Origin of the sequence: Pseudomonas sp. SBT1-2, assembly GCF_028640875.1 — a bacterium.
Taxonomy (GTDB): Bacteria; Pseudomonadota; Gammaproteobacteria; order Pseudomonadales; family Pseudomonadaceae; genus Aquipseudomonas; species Aquipseudomonas chlororaphis_I.
Genome location: NZ_JAQZAA010000063.1, coordinates 18,964 through 38,241 on the forward strand (window position 1 = coordinate 18,964; position 19,278 = coordinate 38,241).

Below are 19,278 nucleotides of genomic sequence, written 5' to 3' on the forward strand. Positions count from 1 at the left end.
ATGCTCAGCGACTTTCGTAATCGCCTGCGTCAGCAACCCGGCAAACAGGCACCGGCAGAGGCGCAGGACGCGTCCCTCGACAGTAAAGAGTGCGCCAGCGTGCTCATGGCCTGGGAGGCCAGTGTGCCGGACCTGCTCTATGAAACCAGGACCAAGCTCGGCTCGATGGAGGCCGAGTGGCGGGAAAAGATCTACCAGCAGTTGCTCAAGGTCATGGACCTGTCGCTCCTCGACTCCCTGGAGCCGGCCGAGGCCGGGCGGCAGATCCGCGACATCTGCCAGCGCCTGCTCGATGAGCATTCGGCGCCGGTCAATGCCAGCAGCCGCCAGTTGATCCTCAAGCAGATCGCCGACGAGGTGCTCGGCCTCGGGCCTCTGGAGCCGCTGCTGAATGACGCCAGTGTGTCCGACATCCTGGTCAACGGTCATGCCTCGGTGTATGTCGAGCGCTTCGGCAAGCTGCAACGAACGGATGTGCGTTTTCGCGACGACCAGCACCTGCTGAATATCATCGATCGCATCGTTTCCAGCCTGGGGCGGCGCATCGATGAGTCCTCGCCGCTGGTGGACGCTCGCCTGAAGGACGGCTCGCGGGTCAACGCCATCATTCCACCGCTGGCCATCGACGGACCGAGTATGTCGATCCGCCGCTTCGCCGTGGATTTGCTCAACACCGAGAGCCTGGTGCAGATGGGCACCCTGACCCCGGGCATCGCCCTGATGCTCAAGGCCATCGTCCGCGGCCGGTTGAATGTCCTGATCTCCGGAGGGACCGGCAGTGGCAAGACCACCATGCTCAACGTGTTGTCCAGTTTCATTCCGCACAACGAGCGGATCGTGACCATCGAGGACTCGGCCGAACTGCAACTGCAGCAGCCCCATGTGGTGCGCCTGGAAACCCGGCCGTCGAACATCGAGGGCCGTGGCGAGGTGGGCCAGCGGGAGCTGGTGCGCAACAGCCTGCGTATGCGGCCGGACCGCATCGTGATCGGTGAGGTGCGTGGCGCCGAGGCGCTGGACATGTTGACGGCGATGAATACCGGCCACGACGGCTCGCTGACCACCATCCACGCCAACACCGCCCGCGATGCCCTGGGGCGGATCGAGAACATGGTGTCGATGACGGGGGCGACCTTTCCGATCAAGGCCCTGCGTCAGCAGATCGCTTCGGCCATCGGCGTGGTCATCCAGCTGGAGCGGCAGGAAGACGGTACGCGGCGGCTGGTCAGCGTGCAGGAAATCAACGGCATGGAAGGGGAAATCATCACCATGACCGAGATCTTCGCTTTCGTGCGCAGTGGCCTGGGCGAGAAAGGCGAGGTACTGGGCGAGTTCCGCCCCACCGGCATGGTTCCGGCATTTCGCGATGTGCTGGCCAAACGGGGCATCGAGCTGCCGCTCAGCCTGTTCCGGCCAGACTGGATGGAGGGCTAGTCATGAATCAAGTCCCCAGTGAATTTATCCTGGCGTTTCTCGGCATGGTGTTCACCGCCATATTCCTGCTCAGCCAGAGCGTGGCGGTGCCGGTGTTCGGCGAGGCCGGCAAGGTGCGCAAGCGTATTCGCAGCCGCCTCGACCTGCTGGAGCGGGCCAGTAACCTGGAGAACATGCAGTCGGTACTGCGCCAGAAATACCTGCGTCGCCTGTCCCCGCTGGAGGCGCGCCTGGAGCAGTTGCCGGCGATGGAGGCCCTGGCGCAGATGATCGAGCAGGCCGGACACGAATACCGCGCCTATCGGGTGCTGATGCTCAGCCTGGTCCTGATGCTGGCGGCGGGTATGCTGCTGTGGCTGTTCACGCAACTGTGGTGGGTGGCGCTCCCGGCGGCGGCCGTGGCCTTCTGGCTGCCGGTGCTGAAGATCTCCCGGGACCGCAACAAACGCTTTGCCCTGTTCGAGGAGCAGCTGCCGGATGCACTGGATGCCATGTGCCGGGCGCTGCGTGCCGGACATCCGTTCAACGAAACCCTGCAATTGGTGGCCGACGAGCACAAGGGGCCGGTTGCCCACGAGTTCGGCCTGACCTTTGCCGACATCAACTACGGTAACGATGTGCGTCGGGCCATGCTTGGCCTGCTGGAGCGCATGCCGAGCATGACCGTGATGATGCTGGTGACCACTGTGCTGATCCACCGCGAGACGGGTGGCAACCTGACGGAGGTGCTGGATCGTTTGAGCAGCTTGATTCGCGGCCGTTTCCGTTTTCAGCGCAAGGTCAAGACGCTCTCGGCCGAAGGGCGCATGTCGGGCTGGATCCTGGTGGCGATGCCTTTTGTACTGGCGGCGGGGATTGTGATTTCGAGCCCGACCTATCTGCCTCTGCTCATCAATGAGCCGCTGGGACAGAAGATGGTGCTTGGCGCGTTTGTGGCGATGCTGCTGGGAATCCTCTGGATACGCAAGATCATCCGGATTCAGGTGTGAACACAATCACTCGTAGGGGGTGAGGTCATGGAGTATCTACTGAGCCTGATCAATCGTCTGGTCGGTAATGAACAACTGGCGCGCATGGTCTTTGCCGCAGCCATCGGCCTGAGCGTGGTGCTGGCCGTGGCCACCCTGGTGTTGCTGGTGCAGGGGCTGCAGGACCCGGTGCACCGTCGTCTGCTGCTGATCAAGCGCGGCCATGGTGGCGATGGTCACCGGCAGGGGGCGCCGAGCAACCTGCAATTGATGCTGGAGCAGGTCGGCCAGCGTTTTGTCTCCGGTGAGCAGGAGCAGACCTCGGCGACCCGGACCTTGCTGACCCATGCGGGCTTTCGTTCCCCGGCCGCTGTCCAGATGTACTGGGCGGTGCGCCTGTTGACGCCATTGGTATTGGTGGCGCTGGCGGTCATGGCGCTGCCGCTGATACCGAAGGTATCGCTGCTACTGGGGATGGGGCTGGTGATCCTGGCGCTGGGGGTGGGCTGGCTGGTACCGGCCATCTATGTCGACAGCCGCAGGAACGCGCGGATGACCCGTTTGCTCGTCGCCTTTCCGGATGCGCTGGACTTGATGGTGGTCTGCGTGGAATCAGGCCTTGCCTTGCCCCAGGCGATCGAGCGGGTGTCGGAAGAGATAGCGGTCAGCCAGCCTGAGCTGGCCATGGAGCTGGCACTGGTCAACTCCGAGATCCGCGCCGGGATTCCCAGTACCGAAGCGCTCAAGCATCTGGCCGAGCGTACCGGGCTGGAGGACATTCGCGGGTTGGTGAGCCTGTTGGCGCAGAGTATTCGCTTCGGGACCAGCGTGGGGACGACCCTGCGTATCTATGCCGAGGAGTTTCGTGACCGGCGCACTCAGCAGGCCGAAGAGAAAGCCGCGAAAATCGGCACCAAACTGGTGTTTCCGCTGATCTTCTGCCTGTGGCCAAGCTTCTTTCTGGTCGCCATAGGACCGGCGATCATCGGCGTCTTCAAAGTATTCGGGAAGTTATGAAAGAGGGGAGGGGCAAGGGCCATCGGCATGGATGGCATTGCCCCCTCTGAACTGAACGCCATCGCGATTCATTGTCACTTTGAACCACCCGAACTACCCGAACCTACGTACTCCTTGTAGTACTCGGGGATCGGGTGTTTGTAGTTGTCCAGCCAGCGCTGCAGGGTCAGTTCCCGTTCGCTGGGCGAGGCGTTCTGCGGAATGGGCGACTTGACCTGGTTACGACTCTGCAGCAGCAGCCAGGTTTCGGTCGGCTGTTGTGACAGGGAGGCCGGGCCGGGTTCGATAGCCTGGGTCACCAGCGGAAGAAGCAAGAGTCCCAGGCAGCTGAGCGTTTGGTATTTCATCACTACCTCTGCGTTATTGGTTGATTGACACTTGATGGCGACGAATCCGTAGCACTGACTGCCTGACCGTTAGCTGACTTCTTCACCGCGTTCCTGAGTTTTTCGGCCCGCTCCTTGGCGTTGGTGACTTGTTCGGGCTTCAGGCCGGCACGATTGACCAGGTCCGAGGCCTGTTTCCAGTTGCCTTGATAAATCAGCAAGGTCACCAGGTTGAGGGTTGCCAACTGATCGTCCTGTTTCAGCTCCATGGCCGTGAGGAACTCAAAGCGGGCTTGCCTGGTATCCCCCTGGTTGAGGTAGACCACCCCCAGATCGTTGCGGATCTTCTCGTCGGTGGGGGACAGGCGCGCCGCGCGTTTCAGATGTTCCAGGGCCAGAGCGTTATCGTGGCGTGACGCTGCCAGTTGACCCAGGCCATGCTCGCCTTCGGCGGCCAGGCAGGTGCTGAGCAGGCTGCGGTACAGCGGCTCGGCCTCGCTCTGGCCGAGCTGGCGATAGACCTTGGCCTTGCGCATGCGGACCTGCGGCAGGTCTTCCGGCAGGCGTTGCAGATTGGCCAGGCCGGCGTGCAGCTTGCCTTCGCCGATCATGTCGTCGGCCAGGCTCAGCGACAGTTCCTGATCCGAATCCAGTTTGCTGCATGCCTGCTTCGACCAGGCACTGCTGCCGTTCGTGGCGCAGCCGCTGAGCATGAGCAGCCCCAACGCAGCAATGACTACTTTCATTTTTCGCTCCTGGAACAATCCGATTGTCGAGGAATGGCCAACACCGGACTTGCCGAGTCCGGTGTCATCGAGCCTGAGCGTGGCCAGCGACGAGCCAGAACCCTGGTTCATTGCGAAAGCCCGCTGGCGGCCTGGTCATAATTGCCGTTTTCCAGGAAGTACAGACGGAACCAGTTCGGGTCGTAGTTGCGCAGTGGCTCGCCAGGCAGTACCGGCAGCTTGGCGTTGACCGCCAGCGGTTGCACCAGATGCGGGGTGACGATCATCAGCAGTTCCTTCTCTTCGCGCCTGATCGAAGAATCACGGAAAAATGCGCCCAGGATCGGAATCTCTCCCAGGCCGGGGAACTTGCTCACGGCCGTGGTATTGGTGGTGCTGATCAGGCCGCTGATCACGAAGCTCTCACCGTCGGCCAGGGAGATGCTGGTGTCGGTGCGACGCACAACCAGGGCTGGCACCGAGATGCCGTTGACGGTAATCCCGTTGTTGAAGTCCAGTTCGCTGACTTCCGGGGCGACCTTCAAGGCGATGCGGTCATTTCCGACGATTGTGGGGGTCAGGGTCAGGCGAATACCGAATTCCTTGTACTGGATGGTAATACTGTCGCTGCCGCTGCTGGGGACCGGGATCGGCACTTCACCACCGGCCAGGAAGCTTGCGCTCTGTCCGCTCAGCGCCACCAGGCTCGGACGCGCCAGGGTGTAGGCAAACCCACTGCCTTCCAGGGCGTTGATCAGCCCAAGGACGTTACCGCCACCAAAGCCGATATTAAACTGGCCGTTGTTGAGCGGTATTCTCGGTGCGAGGCCACCGATATTGCCGGGCGTCACCGTCACCAACGGGACCGTGCCGGGGGAGCTGAACAGGAAGTTACCGCTCTTGCCGAAGATCGAGGTGCCGGCCTCTTTCAGCTTGGTGCGGCTGACTTCGACAAAGCGGATATCGGTCTGCACCTGGCTGGCCAGAGACGGGTCTTCGGAGGGGGGCAGTAGCGAACTGACCATCGAATGAGGGCCCTTGCCCTGGACGAACACCATGCTCTGGCGAGGTTCCTTGTCGCAGGCTGTCCAGACCATCAGGCTGGTGGCGCCGGGCGCAATACCCGTCAGCAGGTATGAATCCCGCCCATTGAGATACACATCGGCAATTTTCGGGTCGCCCACGGCCAACCGGGTAATGGCGACGGGGGAGTGCATTATCGTCTGCTGACCCTCTCCCACTTCCACCGTCGACGGCAGTGGCTGCAATCCAGCGCAGTTATTTGATGCCGCCATGGCCATCCCGGTGGGGAGGCCAGCGATCATCAATGTCCACGCCACTCTCCTGAGCACCTGTACATAATCACTGTTCATGCACTGCTTCCTTGTTTGGGCTGGGAAAACCGCAAGGGCCGGTCAGCAGGGATCATTTCTCCGTCATCTGAACCAGAGCCCGCCAAGTGTTGCTGCAACCAACCAGCAGTTAGCTGTTTCTGTAACTGACGTTAGCGCAGAAAGATAAAATTGCTATGAAGTGTAAAAAAACGCTTGGTCGATCGAGGGGATTCGCCGCCGGGTCGAGGCTCGCCTGCCTGTAATGCTCAAAAATGGTGCGAGTGCGCATTGCGCGTCACTGAGCCGTTTGCGCTGAGGCGCTTCTGCAGAGGCTGCAATTTGTGGGCTTTCGTGCTGGGTCGAGCCGTGTGGCACGGGCGTGACACAGGTCAGAATCATCTTTTACATCAAGGGGATATTCTGTAGCCTTGCGCAGTTTCAACGCTGCACCTACCTGATGAATACTCACTCTCCCGGCGGTACCCTCAATGGGTCCGGAGCCGGGTGTATACTCGACTTTCGCGCATAAGCGCCCGCAGGTCTTGCGATCATGACGCACATTTCCGAACGCCTTCTGGTTCAGGCCCACCTTGACGCCAAGCAGCCCAAGCCGCTGACTGCCGCAGAAGAAGCCCATTACCGTGCCGCGATTGCTGCCGAGCTCAAGGCTCAGGACGCCGTGCTGGTGGCTCACTTCTACTGTGACCCGGTGATTCAGGCCCTGGCCGAAGAGACTGGCGGCTGCGTGTCCGATTCCCTGGAAATGGCCCGTTTCGGCAACGCTCACCCGGCCAAGACCGTGGTGGTCGCCGGTGTCAGGTTCATGGGCGAGACGGCGAAGATCCTCAACCCCGAGAAACGGGTGCTGATGCCTACCCTGGAGGCCACCTGCTCCCTCGACCTGGGGTGCCCGGTGGAAGAGTTCTCGGCGTTCTGCGACCAGCATCCGGAGCGCACCGTTGTGGTCTACGCCAACACCTCGGCAGCGGTCAAAGCCCGTGCCGACTGGGTGGTGACCTCCAGTTGCGCCCTGGAAATCGTCGAAAGCCTGATGGATAACGGCGAAACCATCATCTGGGGGCCGGACAAGCATCTGGGCACCTACATCCAGCGCCAGACCGGTGCCGATATGCTGCTGTGGGACGGTGCCTGCATCGTTCATGAAGAGTTCAAGTCCAAGCAGCTGGAGGACATGAAGGCGCTCTATCCCGATGCGGCCATTCTGGTCCACCCGGAATCGCCGACCTCGGTGATCGAACTGGCCGATGCGGTGGGTTCCACCAGCCAGCTGATTGCCGCCGCGCAGCGTTTGCCGAACAAGACGCTGATCGTGGCGACCGACCGCGGCATCTTCTACAAGATGCAGCAGCTGTGCCCGGACAAGGTGTTTATCGAGGCGCCAACGGCCGGTAACGGCGCGGCTTGCCGCAGCTGCGCCCATTGCCCGTGGATGGCCATGAACACCCTGGAGCGCACCTTGCAGTGCCTGCGTGAGGGTAGCAACGAGATATTCGTCGACCCGGCGCTGATTCCCCAGGCCATTCGCCCGCTCAAGCGCATGCTCGATTTCACCCAGGCCGCGCGGATGAAGCTGGCGGGCAATGCCTGATCGCCTTCGACAAACGCACAAAAAAACGCCCCGACATTCGGGGCGTTTTTTTGTGTGGCGGATTATTTTTTCTGTTTGGGGATGCGCACGATCTGGCTGGACGAGTAGATGTCGTGCCAGCTGCGCTTCTGTTTGTCCACCAGGACCCAGATGAAACCCAGCCCGGCGCATAGCCAGGAAGCGATCGAGACCATGAAGCGCAGGAGGGCCTGCCACAGGCTGATGCTGCTGCCGTCGGCGTTCTGCACGCGAATGCCCCAGACCTGCATGCCCAGGGTCTGGCCGGAGTGGGTCCAGAACTTGGCGAAGAAGGCGAACAGCACGAACAGCAGGACGGTCGAGTAGAGGGGATCGCCGTCCAGGGCACCGGACTCGGTCAGGGTGCGCATCCGGGTTTCACCGAGGATCTGCAGCTGGATGAACTTGTAGATGCCGCCCGTGACGATCAGCAGTGCGGTGCACAGCAGGAAATCGTAGAACATCGCTGCCAGACGACGGCCCAGGCCAGCGGCGGGAAAATCGCCCTGGGGGGTTAGCAGGTGCTTTGGCATCACAGGCCTCTCGATCGAAGAAAGAAGCCATTTTACGGAATTGCGCGCACAAAAAAGCCCCTGATGTCAGCATCAGGGGCTTTTTCGTTACAGACGATCAGCCTTCGGCTTGAACTTCGTCAGCCTGCATGCCTTTTTGGCCCTGCACAGCGATGAAGGTCACTTTCTGGCCTTCTTTCAGGCTCTTGAAGCCGTTGCCCTGAATAGCGCGGAAATGCACGAACAGATCCGGACCGCTTTCTGGAGTGATAAAACCAAAACCTTTCTCGTCGTTAAACCACTTGACGGTACCGCTCTGACGTTGGGACATTTCTTATTTCCTTTGACGCTAAAAAATTAATGACAGTCTCTTTCTCATGAAGGAGTACTGGGCTGGGTTGCAGGAAAGTAAGAGACGTCGAACGGGTTGTAGCAAACTTGTTGGCTACTGCCCAGGTCACGATTCCAAGCGACCCATGCAAACACAGTGGGGAAACTCTACGCCAACTATGGGAGAAAAAACAAGCCCTGCGAAACCCCGGTTTTCCTCAGCTTGCAGCTGTTTGCCGGAACTAGGCGTCTGGGCTTATTCGATAGAGTTGTTCAATTGTTTTCAACTGTTATAAGGCAAGTTCAATATCGAAAATATGCACTATTTTATGGCGGTTGCGTTACAGATTAGTGCACTTTTAACGCAACCGCGTTACTTATAGAAACAGTTGATCAACCGCGATAGTAGCGTTGTGCAACGAATGGCATTTTGCTTACAAGCATTGGCACCTTTTTCCCACGAACAATTGCCCAAACTGGCGTATCGAGTGCGACATAAGCGCTATCGATGTAACCCATGGCCAACGGACCGCCCAGGGTCGGACCAAAACCGCCGCTGCAAACACTGCCGATCACCTCGCCCGCTTCGTTGACGATTTCCGCGCCTTCACGCACCGGTGTGCGTTCCTGGGGCAGCAGGCCCACGCGCTTGCGCTGCACGCCATTGAGCTGTTGGGCGAACACCTGTTCCGCGCCCGGGAAACCGCCGGCCCGCGCGCCATCGGCACGACGTGGCTTGGAGATGGCCCACAGCAGGCTGGCTTCGATCGGGGTGGTCTGGCTGTTCATGTCATGGCCATACAGGCACAGGCCGGCTTCCAGGCGCAGCGAGTCACGGGCACCGAGGCCGATCGCCGCCACTTCCGGTTCGGCCAGCAGGGCGCGGGCCAGGGTTTCGGCGTCGGCCGCCGGCACCGAGATTTCGAAACCGTCTTCGCCGGTGTAGCCCGAACGGCTGACAAAACAGTCCACGCCCAGCAGCTTCACGCGGGTGAATTGCATGAACGTCATCTTCGCCACTTCCGGCGCCAGGCGCGCCAGCACGGTGACGGCCGCCGGGCCTTGCAGGGCGAGCAGGGCGCGTTCCTCGAACAGCGGCTCGATGCTGCACGCCTGGCCAATGTGCTGGCGCAGATGGGCCAGGTCCTGCTCCTTGCAGGCGGCGTTGACCACCAGGAACAGCTCGTCGTTGCCCAGGTTGGCGACCATCAGGTCGTCGAGGATGCCGCCGTTTTCATTGGTGAACATGGCATAGCGCTGCATGCCCACGGGCAGGTCGATGATGTCCACCGGCACCAGGGTTTCCAGGGCCTGGGCGGCATTGGCGCCGCTCAGGCGGATCTGGCCCATGTGCGAGACGTCGAACAGGCCGGCCTGCTCGCGGGTGTGCTGGTGTTCTTTCATTACGCCCAGCGGGTATTGCACGGGCATGTCGTAACCGGCGAACGGCACCATGCGCGCGCCGAGTTCGAGGTGCAGCGAATGCAGCGGGGTCTTCAACAGTGTTTCGGTGGACATGTTCAGCTCCTGGATAAACGTGAGATGCGTGTGTGCCTGCATCAGCACTCGATGATGTTGACTGCCAAACCGCCGCGGGCGGTTTCCTTGTATTTGCTTTTCATGTCGGCACCGGTCTGGCGCATGGTGCGGATCACCTTGTCGAGGGAGACGAAGTGTTGTCCGTCGCCCCGCAGGGCCATGCGCACGGCGTTGATCGCCTTGACCGAACCCATGGCGTTGCGCTCGATGCAGGGCACCTGCACCAGGCCGCCGATAGGGTCGCAGGTCAGGCCGAGGTTGTGTTCCATGCCGATCTCGGCGGCGTTTTCCACTTGTTGCACCGTACCGCCGAGCACTTCGCACAGGGCGCCGGCCGCCATCGAGCAGGCCACGCCGACCTCGCCCTGGCAGCCGACTTCGGCGCCGGAGATGGAGGCGTTTTCCTTGTAGAGAATGCCGATGGCGGCAGCGGTCAGCAGGAAACGCACGACCCCGTCTTCGTTGGCGCCGGGGATGAAGCGCATGTAGTAATGCAGCACCGCCGGGATGATGCCGGCGGCGCCATTGGTGGGCGCGGTGACGACGCGCCCGCCGTTGGCGTTTTCTTCGTTGACCGCCAGGGCATACAGGTTGACCCAGTCCAGCACCGACAAGGAATCGCGCAAGGCCGCCTCGGGGTGTTTGCACAGCTGGCGGTGGAGGGCGGCCGCGCGGCGCTTGACCTTCAGGCCTCCCGGCAGGATCCCTTCATTGCGGCAGCCGGCATCCACGCAATCCTGCATCACTTGCCAGATCTTCAGCAGGCCGGCGCGGGTTTCCGCTTCCGGTCGCCAGGCGCTTTCGTTGGTCAGCATCACCTGGCTGATGGACAGGCCATAGGTGGTGCAATGGCCGAGCAAGTCCTTGGCGCTCTTGAAGGGGAAGGTCAGCTTGGTGGTGTCTTCGACGATGCGGTCGGCCCCCGCGGCGTCCTCGTCGACCACGAAGCCGCCGCCCACCGAGTAGTACTCGCGGCTGCGGATCTGCAACCCGGCGGCATCGAAAGCACGGAAGATCATGCCGTTGGGGTGGTAGGCCAGGGGCTTGCGGATCATGGCCAGGTGTTCTTTCTCGTTGAACGCGATGACGTGTTCGCCGAGCAGGGTCAAGCGTGCGCTGCTGCGTATTTCCTGCAGGCGCGCGGCGATGTTTTCGGTATTCACGGTATCCGGGTGTTCACCTTCCAGGCCCAGGAGCACGGCCTTGTCGCTGCCGTGGCCCTTGCCGGTGGCGCCGAGCGAGCCGTACAGCTCGACCTTGACGCAGGTGGTGGCGCCCAGCAGCCCGTCACGCCGCAGGCCTTCGACGAAGCGCGCGGCCGCGCGCATCGGGCCAACGGTGTGGGAGCTGGAGGGGCCGATGCCAATCTTGAACAGGTCGAACACGCTCAAGGACATGTTGGTTCTCCGGTTTCTTGTTATAGAGGCAGCGACAAGCCAGAAGCGACAAGCTGCAAGTCAGAAGCCGATCGGCTCTTTCTTGCAGCTTGAGGCTACTAGCTTGTTGCTGCCTTAGGCGTAGCTTTCGATCGACGGGCAGGCGCACACCAGGTTGCGGTCGCCGAACACGTTGTCGACGCGGCCGACCGGAGGCCAGTACTTGCCTTCGATCAGCGAGGCTACTGGATACACCGCCTGTTCACGGCTGTAGGGGTGCGACCACTCGCCAACGATTTCCGCCGCGGTGTGCGGGGCGTTTTTCAGCGGGTTGTCGTCCTTGTCCAGGCTGCCGTTTTCCACCGCGCGGATTTCTTCGCGGATGCGGATCATGGCGTCGCAGAAGCGGTCCAGTTCTTCCCTGGATTCGCTTTCGGTCGGCTCGATCATCAGGGTGCCGGCCACCGGGAACGACATGGTCGGGGCGTGGAAGCCGAAGTCGATCAGGCGCTTGGCGACGTCGTCGACGCTGATGCCGCTGCTGTCCTTGAGCGGGCGCAGGTCGAGGATGCACTCGTGGGCCACCAGGCCGTTGCTGCCGGTGTAGAGCACCGGGTAGTGCTCTTCCAGGCGACGGGAGATGTAGTTGGCATTGAGGATCGCCAGCTGCGAGGCCCGCTTGAGGCCTTCGCCGCCCATCATGCGGATGTACATCCAGGTGATCGGCAGGATGCTCGCGCTGCCGAACGGCGCGGCGCAGACCGCGCCTTCCTTGCGTTCCATGGCCGCGTGGCCCGGCAGGAACGGCGCCAGGTGCGACTTGACGCCGATCGGGCCGACGCCCGGGCCGCCACCGCCGTGGGGAATGCAGAAGGTCTTGTGCAGGTTCAGGTGCGACACGTCGCCGCCGAACTTGCCCGGGGCGCAGAGGCCGACCATGGCGTTCATGTTGGCGCCGTCGATGTACACCTGGCCGCCGTTGTCATGAATGATGCCGCAGATTTCGCGGATACCTTCCTCGAACACGCCGTGGGTCGACGGGTAGGTGATCATCAGCGCGGCGAGGTGCTCGCGGTGTTCGATGGCCTTGGCCCGCAGGTCTTCGATATCGACGTTGCCGCGGGCGTCACAGGCGGTAACCACCACGCGCATGCCGGCCATGTTGGCGGTGGCCGGGTTGGTGCCGTGGGCGGACGAAGGGATCAGGCAGATGTCGCGACGGTCGTCGCCACGGCTCTGGTGATAGGCACGAATGGCCAAGAGGCCTGCGTACTCACCCTGGGAGCCGGCGTTCGGCTGCAGGGACACCGCGTCGTAGCCGGTGGCGGCGCAGAGCATGGCTTCCAGTTCGGACGTCAGTTGCTGGTAGCCGGCGCTTTGCTCGGCCGGGGCGAACGGGTGCAGGGCACCGAACTCGGCCCAGGTGATCGGGATCATTTCGCTGGCGGCGTTGAGCTTCATGGTGCACGAGCCCAGCGGGATCATGGTGCGGTCCAGGGCCAGGTCCTTGTCCGCCAGCTTGCGCAGGTAGCGCATCAGCTCGGTTTCCGAGTGATAGCGGTTGAACACCGGGTGGCTGAGGATCGCCGACTGACGCACCAGCGGCGCCGGGATACGGCTCTGTACCGTGGTGGCCAGCGCGGCGAAATCCGGCAGCGCCTGACCGTCGGCCAGCAGGCTCCACAGGGCCTCTACATCGGCCTGGCCGGTGGTTTCGTCGAGGGACAGACCCAGGCGCTCGGCGTCAATCACCCGCAGGTTGATGCGCTGGGCGCGGGCCTTGTCGTGCAGCGCCGAGGTGCGCGCGCCGGTGTGCAGGGTCAGGGTGTCGAAGAAGCTTTCCTGCTCGACCTTGATCCCCAGCTTGCTCAGGCCCTGAGCCAGGATCGCGGTCAGCTGGTGGATGCGCCGGGCAATCCGGGTCAGGCCTTTGGGGCCGTGGTACACGGCGTACATGCTGGCGATGTTGGCCAGCAGCACCTGGGCGGTGCAGATGTTGCTGGTGGCTTTCTCGCGACGGATATGTTGCTCGCGGGTCTGCATGGCCAGGCGCAGCGCCGGCTTGCCGAAACGGTCCACGGACACCCCGACCAGACGGCCCGGCATGTCGCGCTTGAACGCGTCCTTGGTGGAGAAGTAGGCCGCATGCGGGCCACCGAAGCCCAGTGGCACGCCGAAGCGCTGGGCGCTGCCGATGGCCACGTCGGCGCCGAATTCGCCCGGCGGGGTCAGCACGGTCAATGCCAGCAGGTCGGCGGCGACCGCCACCAGAGCGTTGGCGGCGTGGAAGCGCTCGGTCAGCTCGCGGTAGTCGAACAGGTCACCGTTGCTCGCCGGGTATTGCAGCAGGGCGCCGAAGAACGGGCTGACGTCGGTCAGTTTGCGCTCGTCGCCGACCACCACGTCGATGCCCAGCGGCTCGGCACGGGTGCGCAGCACGTCGAGGGTTTGCGGGTGGCAATGGCTGGAGGCGAAGAAGGCGTGGCTGCCCTTGTTCTTGCTCAGGCGCTTGCAGAAGGTCATGGCTTCGGCGGCGGCGGTGGCTTCGTCGAGCAGGGAGGCGTTGGCGATCGGCAGGCCGGTGAGGTCGCTGATCAGGGTCTGGAAGTTCAGCAGCGCTTCCAGACGGCCCTGGGAGATTTCCGGCTGGTACGGGGTGTAGGCGGTGTACCAGGCCGGGTTTTCCAGGAGGTTGCGCAGGATCGGCGACGGCGTGTGGCAGTTGTAGTAGCCCTGGCCGATGTAGGTCTTGAACAGCTGGTTCTTGGCGGCGATGGCCTTGATCGAGGCCAGTGCGTCGGCTTCGCTCTGCCCAGCGGGCAGGTCGAGGACGCTGGTGCCCTTGATGCTGTCGGGGATCACGCTGGCGCTCAAGGCTTCCAGGGAGTCGAAGCCCAGGCTGTTGAGCATGGCTTGCTCGTCGTCCTGGCGCGGGCCGATGTGGCGCGCGATGAATTCGTTGGCGGTGCTCAGGTTGACTTGAGTCATGGCGGCTCCTCAGGCGTCGGCGTTGGCTTTGATCAGGCGGTCGTAGGCGTCCTGATCCAGCAGTTGGCCGACAGCGGCGGCGTCCGCGGGAATGAAGCGGAAGAACCAGCCTTCGCCCAGCGGGTCTTCGTTGACCAGCTCGGGGCTGGTGTCCAGGGCCGGGTTGGTTTCCACCACTTCCCCGTCCAGGGGCATGTACACGCCGCTGGCGGCTTTTACCGATTCCACGGTGGCGGCTTCGGCGCCCTTGTCGTAGGCCTGCAATTCCGGCAATTGCACGAACACCACATCGCCCAGGGCGTTTTGCGCGAAAGCCGTGATGCCGACGGTAACGCTGCCATCGGCTTCGGTACGCAGCCATTCGTGATCTTCAGTAAAACGCAACTCGCTCATGGAAACTCCTCAAGGGGCCAGATTCGTCTGGTGGACGCGATTGAATGCTCGTGCAAGGCCGAGCTGAATGGGTAAGCCCATAGCAAAAATGCGGCCAATGTTTTTAAGTTGTTATAAATCAATAAGTTATGAGTTTCTCCCGGCAAGCAAAAGTTGACAGCTGTAGCGAAATCGCTACAGCTGGAGCGTCAGGGAAAAGCCTATGGGGATCAAAGCCTTGCGTAGCGCCGATTACAACCGACTGTAGCGATATCGTTCCGCTGTAGCGCTTTCAGTACAGGTGGAGGTCGCTTTTCGCACTGTTTTTCTGTAGGAGCGAAGCTTGCTCGCGATGAGCCTGAGAGCGCTGCGCGGGCTCCAGGCACTGCGGCGCCGTTGAGATTTTTCGCGAGCAAGCTTCGCTCCTACAGAAGCAGAGCGGAAGCGACAGCCGTCAGGCTTTCAGGGCTTGTTGGGGATGCCGTACTTGCGCAGGCGATGGGCGATGGCGGTGTGGGAGGTCTGCAGGCGGCTGGCCAGCTGGCGGGTCGAGGGGTAGTTGACGTACAGGCTTTCCAGCAGTGCCTTCTCGAACTCTTCGACGGCCTGTTCCAGGCTTTCGACTTCGGTGTCGTTCTGGCGCGCCACCGAGGTGCCGGCGATATCCAGGTCGCCGATGTCCACCAGGCTGCTTTCGCAGATCGCCGCCGCGCGGAAGATCACGTTCTGCAACTGGCGCACGTTGCCCGGCCAGCGGTTGCCCAGCAGCGCCGGATAGGTGCCGGGCGCCAGGCGGCAGACCGGGCGCTGGATCTGCGCGCAGGCCTGCTGCATGAAATAGCGCGCCAGCAACAGGATGTCCTGGCCGCGCTCGCGCAGGGGCGGCACTTCCACATTCAGCACGTTGAGGCGATAGAACAGGTCTTCGCGAAAGCTGCCTTCGGCGACCATCTTTTCCAGGTCGCGGTGGGTGGCGCTGAGGATCCGCACATTGACCTTGACCTCACGGTCGCCGCCGACCCGGCGAAAGCTGCCGTCATTGAGAAAACGCAGCAGCTTGGCCTGCAAATAGGGCGACATTTCGCCGATCTCGTCGAGAAACACAGTGCCCTGGTTGGCCAGCTCCATCAGTCCCGGCTTGCCGCCGCGCTGGGCGCCGGTGAAGGCGCCGGGCGCATAGCCGAACAGCTCGCTTTCGGCGAGGTTTTCCGGCAGGGCGGCGCAGTTCAGCGCGAGAAACGGCGCGCCGTGCCGCGCACTGATGGCGTGGCAGGCCCGCGCCACCAGCTCCTTGCCGGTACCGGTTTCGCCCTGGATCAGCAGCGGTGCATCCAGCGCGGCGACGCGCTGGGCGCGGGCCTTGAGGGTACGGATGGCCGGCGAATCGCCGAGCAGGGCATCGAAGCCTTCGGCATGGTCGTGGTGCAGGGCCGACAGGCGCTCGCCGATGCGATTGGGCTGATACAGGGTCAGCAGCGCGCCGGCGTCGGTGATCGGCGTGGCGTCCAGCAGCAGGGTCTGGCCGTTGAGGGTGATTTCCCGCAGGGGCAGGCGAAAGCCCTGTTCCAGCAGGGTTTCCAGCAGCGCCGGGTCGTCGAACAGCTCGGCCACGCTTTCCCCGGCCGGCTCGCGGCCATACAGGGCGATCAGCGCCGGGTTGGCCAGCAGCACCTTGCCGGCGCTGTCCAGGGCCAGCACCGGGTCGGTCATCGCCGCCAGCAGGGCGTCGAGCTGCAGGTGGCGACGCTGGCCGGGCAGGATGTCGACCACCGTCACCGCCTGCACGCCGCGCACGCTGAACAGCGCGTCGCGCAGCTCTTCCAGCACTTGTGGGCTGAGCGTCGGGGCGTCGATGTAGACGTTGGGCGGCACCATCTCCACCGCATCCAGGTTGAGGTTGCGCCCACCGAGCAGGGCCAGGACTTCCTGGGTGATACCGACGCGGTCGATAAAGCTGACGTGGATGCGCATGGGGCGGACAAGGGTTCTGGAAAACGGAGGGTGGCAAGTATGCCTTGGCGGACGCCATTGGTGAAATTCGCCGTAGGGTCTGCCGGGGCTTCTTGTAGGAGCAAGGGGGACGCCCAGTTCTTGCTCGCGATGAACTCGAAGATGCGCGGTATGCCAGGCTGCCCGCGTCATCGTTGACGACCATCGCGGGCAAGCCTCGCTCCTACAGGGAGGGAGTCATTCCAGGTGTTCGGGTTTTACCGGGTCCCCGGATTTCACGTTCAACTGCACCCGCACATCCTCGAACATCGCATCGTAGTGCTTGTGCACCGAACCGATGCTGCTCATTGCCTTGGGAATCCCGTACTTCTCGGCGATTTTCGTCACGTTGCTGGCGAAGTTGTACGCCTGATCCTTGGGCAGGAAGAAGGGTTCATCGACCGCTTTGCCCTGGATCGTTCCATGCATCTTGAACTGCATCCCCTTGCCTTCCTTGGGATCCTGCGCAACCTCGTAGTCGATGCAGATGTTGTAGCTGACATCGTCCTTGTTCAGCGCGTGTCGTTCGATGTGCAAATGACCGGGTTCGAACTGGGCCATGGTTCTCTCCTTTCAAGGCATGGGAGAGGGGCAGGCCTGGAACCTGCACCCTGAGTTTCTCTTATCGGTAGGTGATGCCCGGCTGGGCCGTGCTGATGCGCGTGCCGGCCTGGCCCTGGACGATCGCTTCGATGTCCGAGAGTGAACCGATCACTGCGACTTTTCCAGTATGGCGGGCGAACTCGCAGGCCGCCTGGACCTTTGGTCCCATGGAGCCGGCGGCGAAGCCGAGCTTTTCCATTTCGTCCGGGTGCGCCTGGGCGATGGCTTTCTGCGACGGCTTGCCCCAGTCGATAAAGGCCGCGTTGACGTCGGTGGCGATCACCAGCAGATCGGCCTCCAGCTGTTCGGCCAGCAGCGCCGAGCACAGGTCCTTGTCGATCACCGCCTCGATGCCCTTGAGCTTGCCATCCTCGCCGTACATAGTCGGAATGCCGCCACCGCCGGCGCAGATCACGATACTGCTCTTTTCCAGCAGCCATTTGATCGGGCGGATTTCAAAGATGCGCTTGGGTTTCGGGCTGGCCACCACGCGGCGGTACTTGTCGCCATCGGGGGCGATGGCCCAGCCTTTTTCCTTGGCCAGTTTTTCCGCCTCTTCCTTGCTGTAGACCGGGCCGATGGGCTTGCTCGGGTTCTGGAACGCCGGGTCCTTGGCGTCGACCTCGACCTGGGTCAGCAGGGTGGCGAAGGGCACTTCGAAGTCCAGCAGGTTGCCCAGTTCCTGTTCGATGATGTAGCCGATCATGCCTTCGGTTTCGGCGCCGAGCACGTCCAGCGGGTAAGGTGACACGGAGGTGTAGGCCGCCGCCTGCAGCGACAGCAGGCCGACCTGCGGGCCGTTGCCGTGGGCGATCACCAGCTGGTTGCCGGGATGGATCTTGGCGATCTGTTCGGTGGCGATCCGGATATTGGCGCGTTGATTGTCCGCGGTCATGGGTTCACCACGGCGGAGCAGGGCGTTGCCGCCCAGTGCGACGACGATACGCATAATGCATTCCTTCCAGAATTCGGTGATCCCGTGGGCGCAAGTCGCGCGCCCACGGGTCGAGGGGCCAGCCGCCAGGCGGTCGGCCCGGTCATCGTGGTTACAGGTCGGCCAGGGTCGAGACCAGGATCGCCTTGATGGTGTGCATGCGGTTTTCCGCTTGCTCGAAGGCGATGCAGGCCGGCGACTCGAACACATCGTCGGTCACTTCGATGCCGTTGGCCAGGTGCGGATACTGCTCGGCGATCTGCTTGCCGACCTTGGTATCGCTGTTGTGGAACGCCGGCAGGCAGTGCATGAACTTGGTCCGTGGGTTGCCGGTGGCCTTCATCAGCTCGGCGTTGACCTGGTACGGCAGCAGTTGCTGGATACGTTCGGCCCAGGCTTCCACTGGCTCGCCCATCGATACCCAGACGTCGGTGTGGATGAAGTCGACGCCCTTGACCGCGGCTTTCGGGTCTTCGGTCAGGGTGATGCGGGCGCCGCTTTCTTCCGCGTACTTCTTGCAGCGGCTGACCAGGTCGTCATGGGGCCACAGGGCTTTGGGCGCGCAGATGCGCACGTCCATGCCGAGCTTGGCGCCCACCAGCAGCAGCGAGTTGCCCATGTTGTTGCGGGCGTCGCCCAGGTAGGCGTAGCTGATGTCGTGGATCGGCTTGTCGGCGTGCTCACGCATGGTCAGTACGTCGGCGATCATCTGGGTCGGGTGGTATTCGTCGGTCAGGCCGTTGAACACCGGCACCCCGGCGAACTTCGCCAGCTCTTCGACGATTTCCTGCTTGAAGCCGCGGTACTCGATGGCGTCGTACATGCGCCCGAGCACGCGGGCGGTGTCCTTCATGCTTTCCTTGTGGCCGATCTGCGACGAGTTCGGGTCGATGTAGGTGACGTTGGCGCCCTGGTCATAGGCGGCGACCTCGAAGGCACAGCGGGTACGGGTCGAGGTTTTCTCGAAGATCAGGGCGATGTTGTTGCCCTTGAGGTGCTGCTGCTCGGTGCCGGTGTACTTGGCGCGCTTGAGGTCGCGGGACAGGTCGAGCAGGTAGCGCAGCTCGCGCGCGGTGTGGTGCTCGAGGCTCAGCAGGTTACGGTTGTGGATGTTGAAAGCCATGATGGATCTCCTTTGATTTCGGTCGTCCACTTGCCGAGGCCCTTCGTGGGGGCAACGGCAAGCTGCTATGTCGGAATAAGA

The 19,278-nt window shown here is 62.5% G+C and carries 17 protein-coding genes; 4 read left to right on the forward strand and 13 right to left on the reverse strand.

The annotated features are described in order from the left end of the window. The 3 genes from PVZ78_RS08810 to PVZ78_RS08820 are packed head-to-tail and all read left to right on the forward strand — an operon-like array spanning position 1 to position 3,419. Positions 1–1,434 (forward strand): CpaF family protein, encoded by a 1,434-nt coding sequence (locus PVZ78_RS08810; RefSeq protein WP_009050437.1) that lies wholly within the window; start codon positions 1–3, stop codon positions 1,432–1,434. 2 nt (positions 1,435–1,436) lie between these two features. Next, positions 1,437–2,423: a type II secretion system F family protein gene (locus PVZ78_RS08815; protein WP_009050436.1), complete on the forward strand. Its 987-nt coding sequence runs from the start codon at positions 1,437–1,439 to the stop codon at positions 2,421–2,423. Between the two features lie 27 nt (positions 2,424–2,450). Beyond that, the gene (locus PVZ78_RS08820) at positions 2,451–3,419 is read left to right on the forward strand and encodes a type II secretion system F family protein (RefSeq protein WP_009050435.1); all 969 of its coding nucleotides are present in this window, start codon (positions 2,451–2,453) and stop codon (positions 3,417–3,419) included. Positions 3,420–3,493: 74 nt separating this feature from the next. On the opposite strand, the gene PVZ78_RS08825 is transcribed toward PVZ78_RS08820, so the two are convergent. The 3 genes from PVZ78_RS08825 to PVZ78_RS08835 form a co-directional block, all read right to left on the reverse strand. After that, positions 3,494–3,766: a DUF3613 domain-containing protein gene (locus PVZ78_RS08825; RefSeq protein ID WP_009050434.1), complete on the reverse strand. Its 273-nt coding sequence runs from the start codon at positions 3,764–3,766 to the stop codon at positions 3,494–3,496. 2 nt (positions 3,767–3,768) lie between these two features. Beyond that, a complete protein-coding gene (locus PVZ78_RS08830; protein WP_028683222.1) occupies positions 3,769–4,491 on the reverse strand; it encodes a tetratricopeptide repeat protein in 723 nt (240 codons plus the stop codon). A 107-nt stretch (positions 4,492–4,598) separates the two neighbouring features. Beyond that, positions 4,599–5,843 (reverse strand): type II and III secretion system protein family protein, encoded by a 1,245-nt coding sequence (locus tag PVZ78_RS08835; protein ID WP_009050432.1) that lies wholly within the window; start codon positions 5,841–5,843, stop codon positions 4,599–4,601. Positions 5,844–6,354: 511 nt separating this feature from the next. On the opposite strand from PVZ78_RS08835, the gene nadA reads away from it, so the two are divergent. Then, complete coding sequence (gene nadA / locus PVZ78_RS08840) at positions 6,355–7,413, forward strand: quinolinate synthase NadA (RefSeq protein ID WP_009050431.1); 1,059 nt, start codon at positions 6,355–6,357, stop codon at positions 7,411–7,413. 62 nt (positions 7,414–7,475) lie between these two features. Here nadA and PVZ78_RS08845 read toward each other — a convergent pair whose 3' ends face one another. From PVZ78_RS08845 to PVZ78_RS08890, 10 genes are all read right to left on the reverse strand, one after another. Further along, complete coding sequence (locus PVZ78_RS08845) at positions 7,476–7,964, reverse strand: RDD family protein (RefSeq protein WP_009050430.1); 489 nt, start codon at positions 7,962–7,964, stop codon at positions 7,476–7,478. 97 nt (positions 7,965–8,061) lie between these two features. Continuing rightward, positions 8,062–8,274 carry a cold-shock protein gene (locus PVZ78_RS08850; protein WP_007931076.1) on the reverse strand — a complete coding sequence of 71 codons (213 nt, stop codon included), beginning with the start codon at positions 8,272–8,274 and terminating at the stop codon, positions 8,062–8,064. A gap of 392 nt (positions 8,275–8,666) precedes the next feature. Then, positions 8,667–9,791 carry a glycine cleavage system aminomethyltransferase GcvT gene (gene gcvT, locus PVZ78_RS08855; RefSeq protein ID WP_009050429.1) on the reverse strand — a complete coding sequence of 375 codons (1,125 nt, stop codon included), beginning with the start codon at positions 9,789–9,791 and terminating at the stop codon, positions 8,667–8,669. 41 nt (positions 9,792–9,832) lie between these two features. Then, a complete protein-coding gene (locus tag PVZ78_RS08860) occupies positions 9,833–11,209 on the reverse strand; it encodes an L-serine ammonia-lyase (protein ID WP_028683221.1) in 1,377 nt (458 codons plus the stop codon). A 114-nt stretch (positions 11,210–11,323) separates the two neighbouring features. Beyond that, positions 11,324–14,176: an aminomethyl-transferring glycine dehydrogenase gene (gene gcvP, locus PVZ78_RS08865; RefSeq protein ID WP_016703409.1), complete on the reverse strand. Its 2,853-nt coding sequence runs from the start codon at positions 14,174–14,176 to the stop codon at positions 11,324–11,326. 9 nt (positions 14,177–14,185) lie between these two features. Next, positions 14,186–14,569 (reverse strand): glycine cleavage system protein GcvH, encoded by a 384-nt coding sequence (gcvH, locus tag PVZ78_RS08870; protein WP_009050426.1) that lies wholly within the window; start codon positions 14,567–14,569, stop codon positions 14,186–14,188. Positions 14,570–15,010: 441 nt separating this feature from the next. Further along, positions 15,011–16,519 carry a sigma-54-dependent transcriptional regulator gene (locus PVZ78_RS08875; protein WP_009050425.1) on the reverse strand — a complete coding sequence of 503 codons (1,509 nt, stop codon included), beginning with the start codon at positions 16,517–16,519 and terminating at the stop codon, positions 15,011–15,013. A gap of 216 nt (positions 16,520–16,735) precedes the next feature. Next, entirely contained in the window at positions 16,736–17,098 is a 363-nt protein-coding gene (locus tag PVZ78_RS08880; RefSeq protein WP_009050424.1) for a DUF5064 family protein, read from the reverse strand. A 61-nt stretch (positions 17,099–17,159) separates the two neighbouring features. Next, on the reverse strand, positions 17,160–18,089 hold the full coding sequence (arcC, locus tag PVZ78_RS08885; protein ID WP_016703410.1) for a carbamate kinase: 930 nt from the start codon (positions 18,087–18,089) through the stop codon (positions 17,160–17,162). Positions 18,090–18,186: 97 nt separating this feature from the next. Further along, a complete protein-coding gene (locus PVZ78_RS08890; RefSeq protein ID WP_009050422.1) occupies positions 18,187–19,197 on the reverse strand; it encodes an ornithine carbamoyltransferase in 1,011 nt (336 codons plus the stop codon). Positions 19,198–19,278: the final 81 nt, after the last annotated feature.

Bases quoted from the DNA above. Each gene is read 5' to 3' on its own strand.
- PVZ78_RS08810 (WP_009050437.1), top strand. From the start codon at position 1: ATGCTCAGCGACTTTCGTAATCGCCTGCGTCAGCAACCCGGCAAACAG.
- PVZ78_RS08815 (WP_009050436.1), top strand. From the start codon at position 1,437: ATGAATCAAGTCCCCAGTGAATTTATCCTGGCGTTTCTCGGCATGGTG.
- PVZ78_RS08820 (WP_009050435.1), top strand. From the start codon at position 2,451: ATGGAGTATCTACTGAGCCTGATCAATCGTCTGGTCGGTAATGAACAA.
- PVZ78_RS08825 (WP_009050434.1), bottom strand. From the start codon at position 3,766: ATGAAATACCAAACGCTCAGCTGCCTGGGACTCTTGCTTCTTCCGCTG.
- PVZ78_RS08830 (WP_028683222.1), bottom strand. From the start codon at position 4,491: ATGAAAGTAGTCATTGCTGCGTTGGGGCTGCTCATGCTCAGCGGCTGC.
- PVZ78_RS08835 (WP_009050432.1), bottom strand. From the start codon at position 5,843: ATGAACAGTGATTATGTACAGGTGCTCAGGAGAGTGGCGTGGACATTG.
- nadA (WP_009050431.1), top strand. From the start codon at position 6,355: ATGACGCACATTTCCGAACGCCTTCTGGTTCAGGCCCACCTTGACGCC.
- PVZ78_RS08845 (WP_009050430.1), bottom strand. From the start codon at position 7,964: ATGCCAAAGCACCTGCTAACCCCCCAGGGCGATTTTCCCGCCGCTGGC.
- PVZ78_RS08850 (WP_007931076.1), bottom strand. From the start codon at position 8,274: ATGTCCCAACGTCAGAGCGGTACCGTCAAGTGGTTTAACGACGAGAAA.
- gcvT (WP_009050429.1), bottom strand. From the start codon at position 9,791: ATGTCCACCGAAACACTGTTGAAGACCCCGCTGCATTCGCTGCACCTC.
- PVZ78_RS08860 (WP_028683221.1), bottom strand. From the start codon at position 11,209: ATGTCCTTGAGCGTGTTCGACCTGTTCAAGATTGGCATCGGCCCCTCC.
- gcvP (WP_016703409.1), bottom strand. From the start codon at position 14,176: ATGACTCAAGTCAACCTGAGCACCGCCAACGAATTCATCGCGCGCCAC.
- gcvH (WP_009050426.1), bottom strand. From the start codon at position 14,569: ATGAGCGAGTTGCGTTTTACTGAAGATCACGAATGGCTGCGTACCGAA.
- PVZ78_RS08875 (WP_009050425.1), bottom strand. From the start codon at position 16,519: ATGCGCATCCACGTCAGCTTTATCGACCGCGTCGGTATCACCCAGGAA.
- PVZ78_RS08880 (WP_009050424.1), bottom strand. From the start codon at position 17,098: ATGGCCCAGTTCGAACCCGGTCATTTGCACATCGAACGACACGCGCTG.
- arcC (WP_016703410.1), bottom strand. From the start codon at position 18,089: ATGCGTATCGTCGTCGCACTGGGCGGCAACGCCCTGCTCCGCCGTGGT.
- PVZ78_RS08890 (WP_009050422.1), bottom strand. From the start codon at position 19,197: ATGGCTTTCAACATCCACAACCGTAACCTGCTGAGCCTCGAGCACCAC.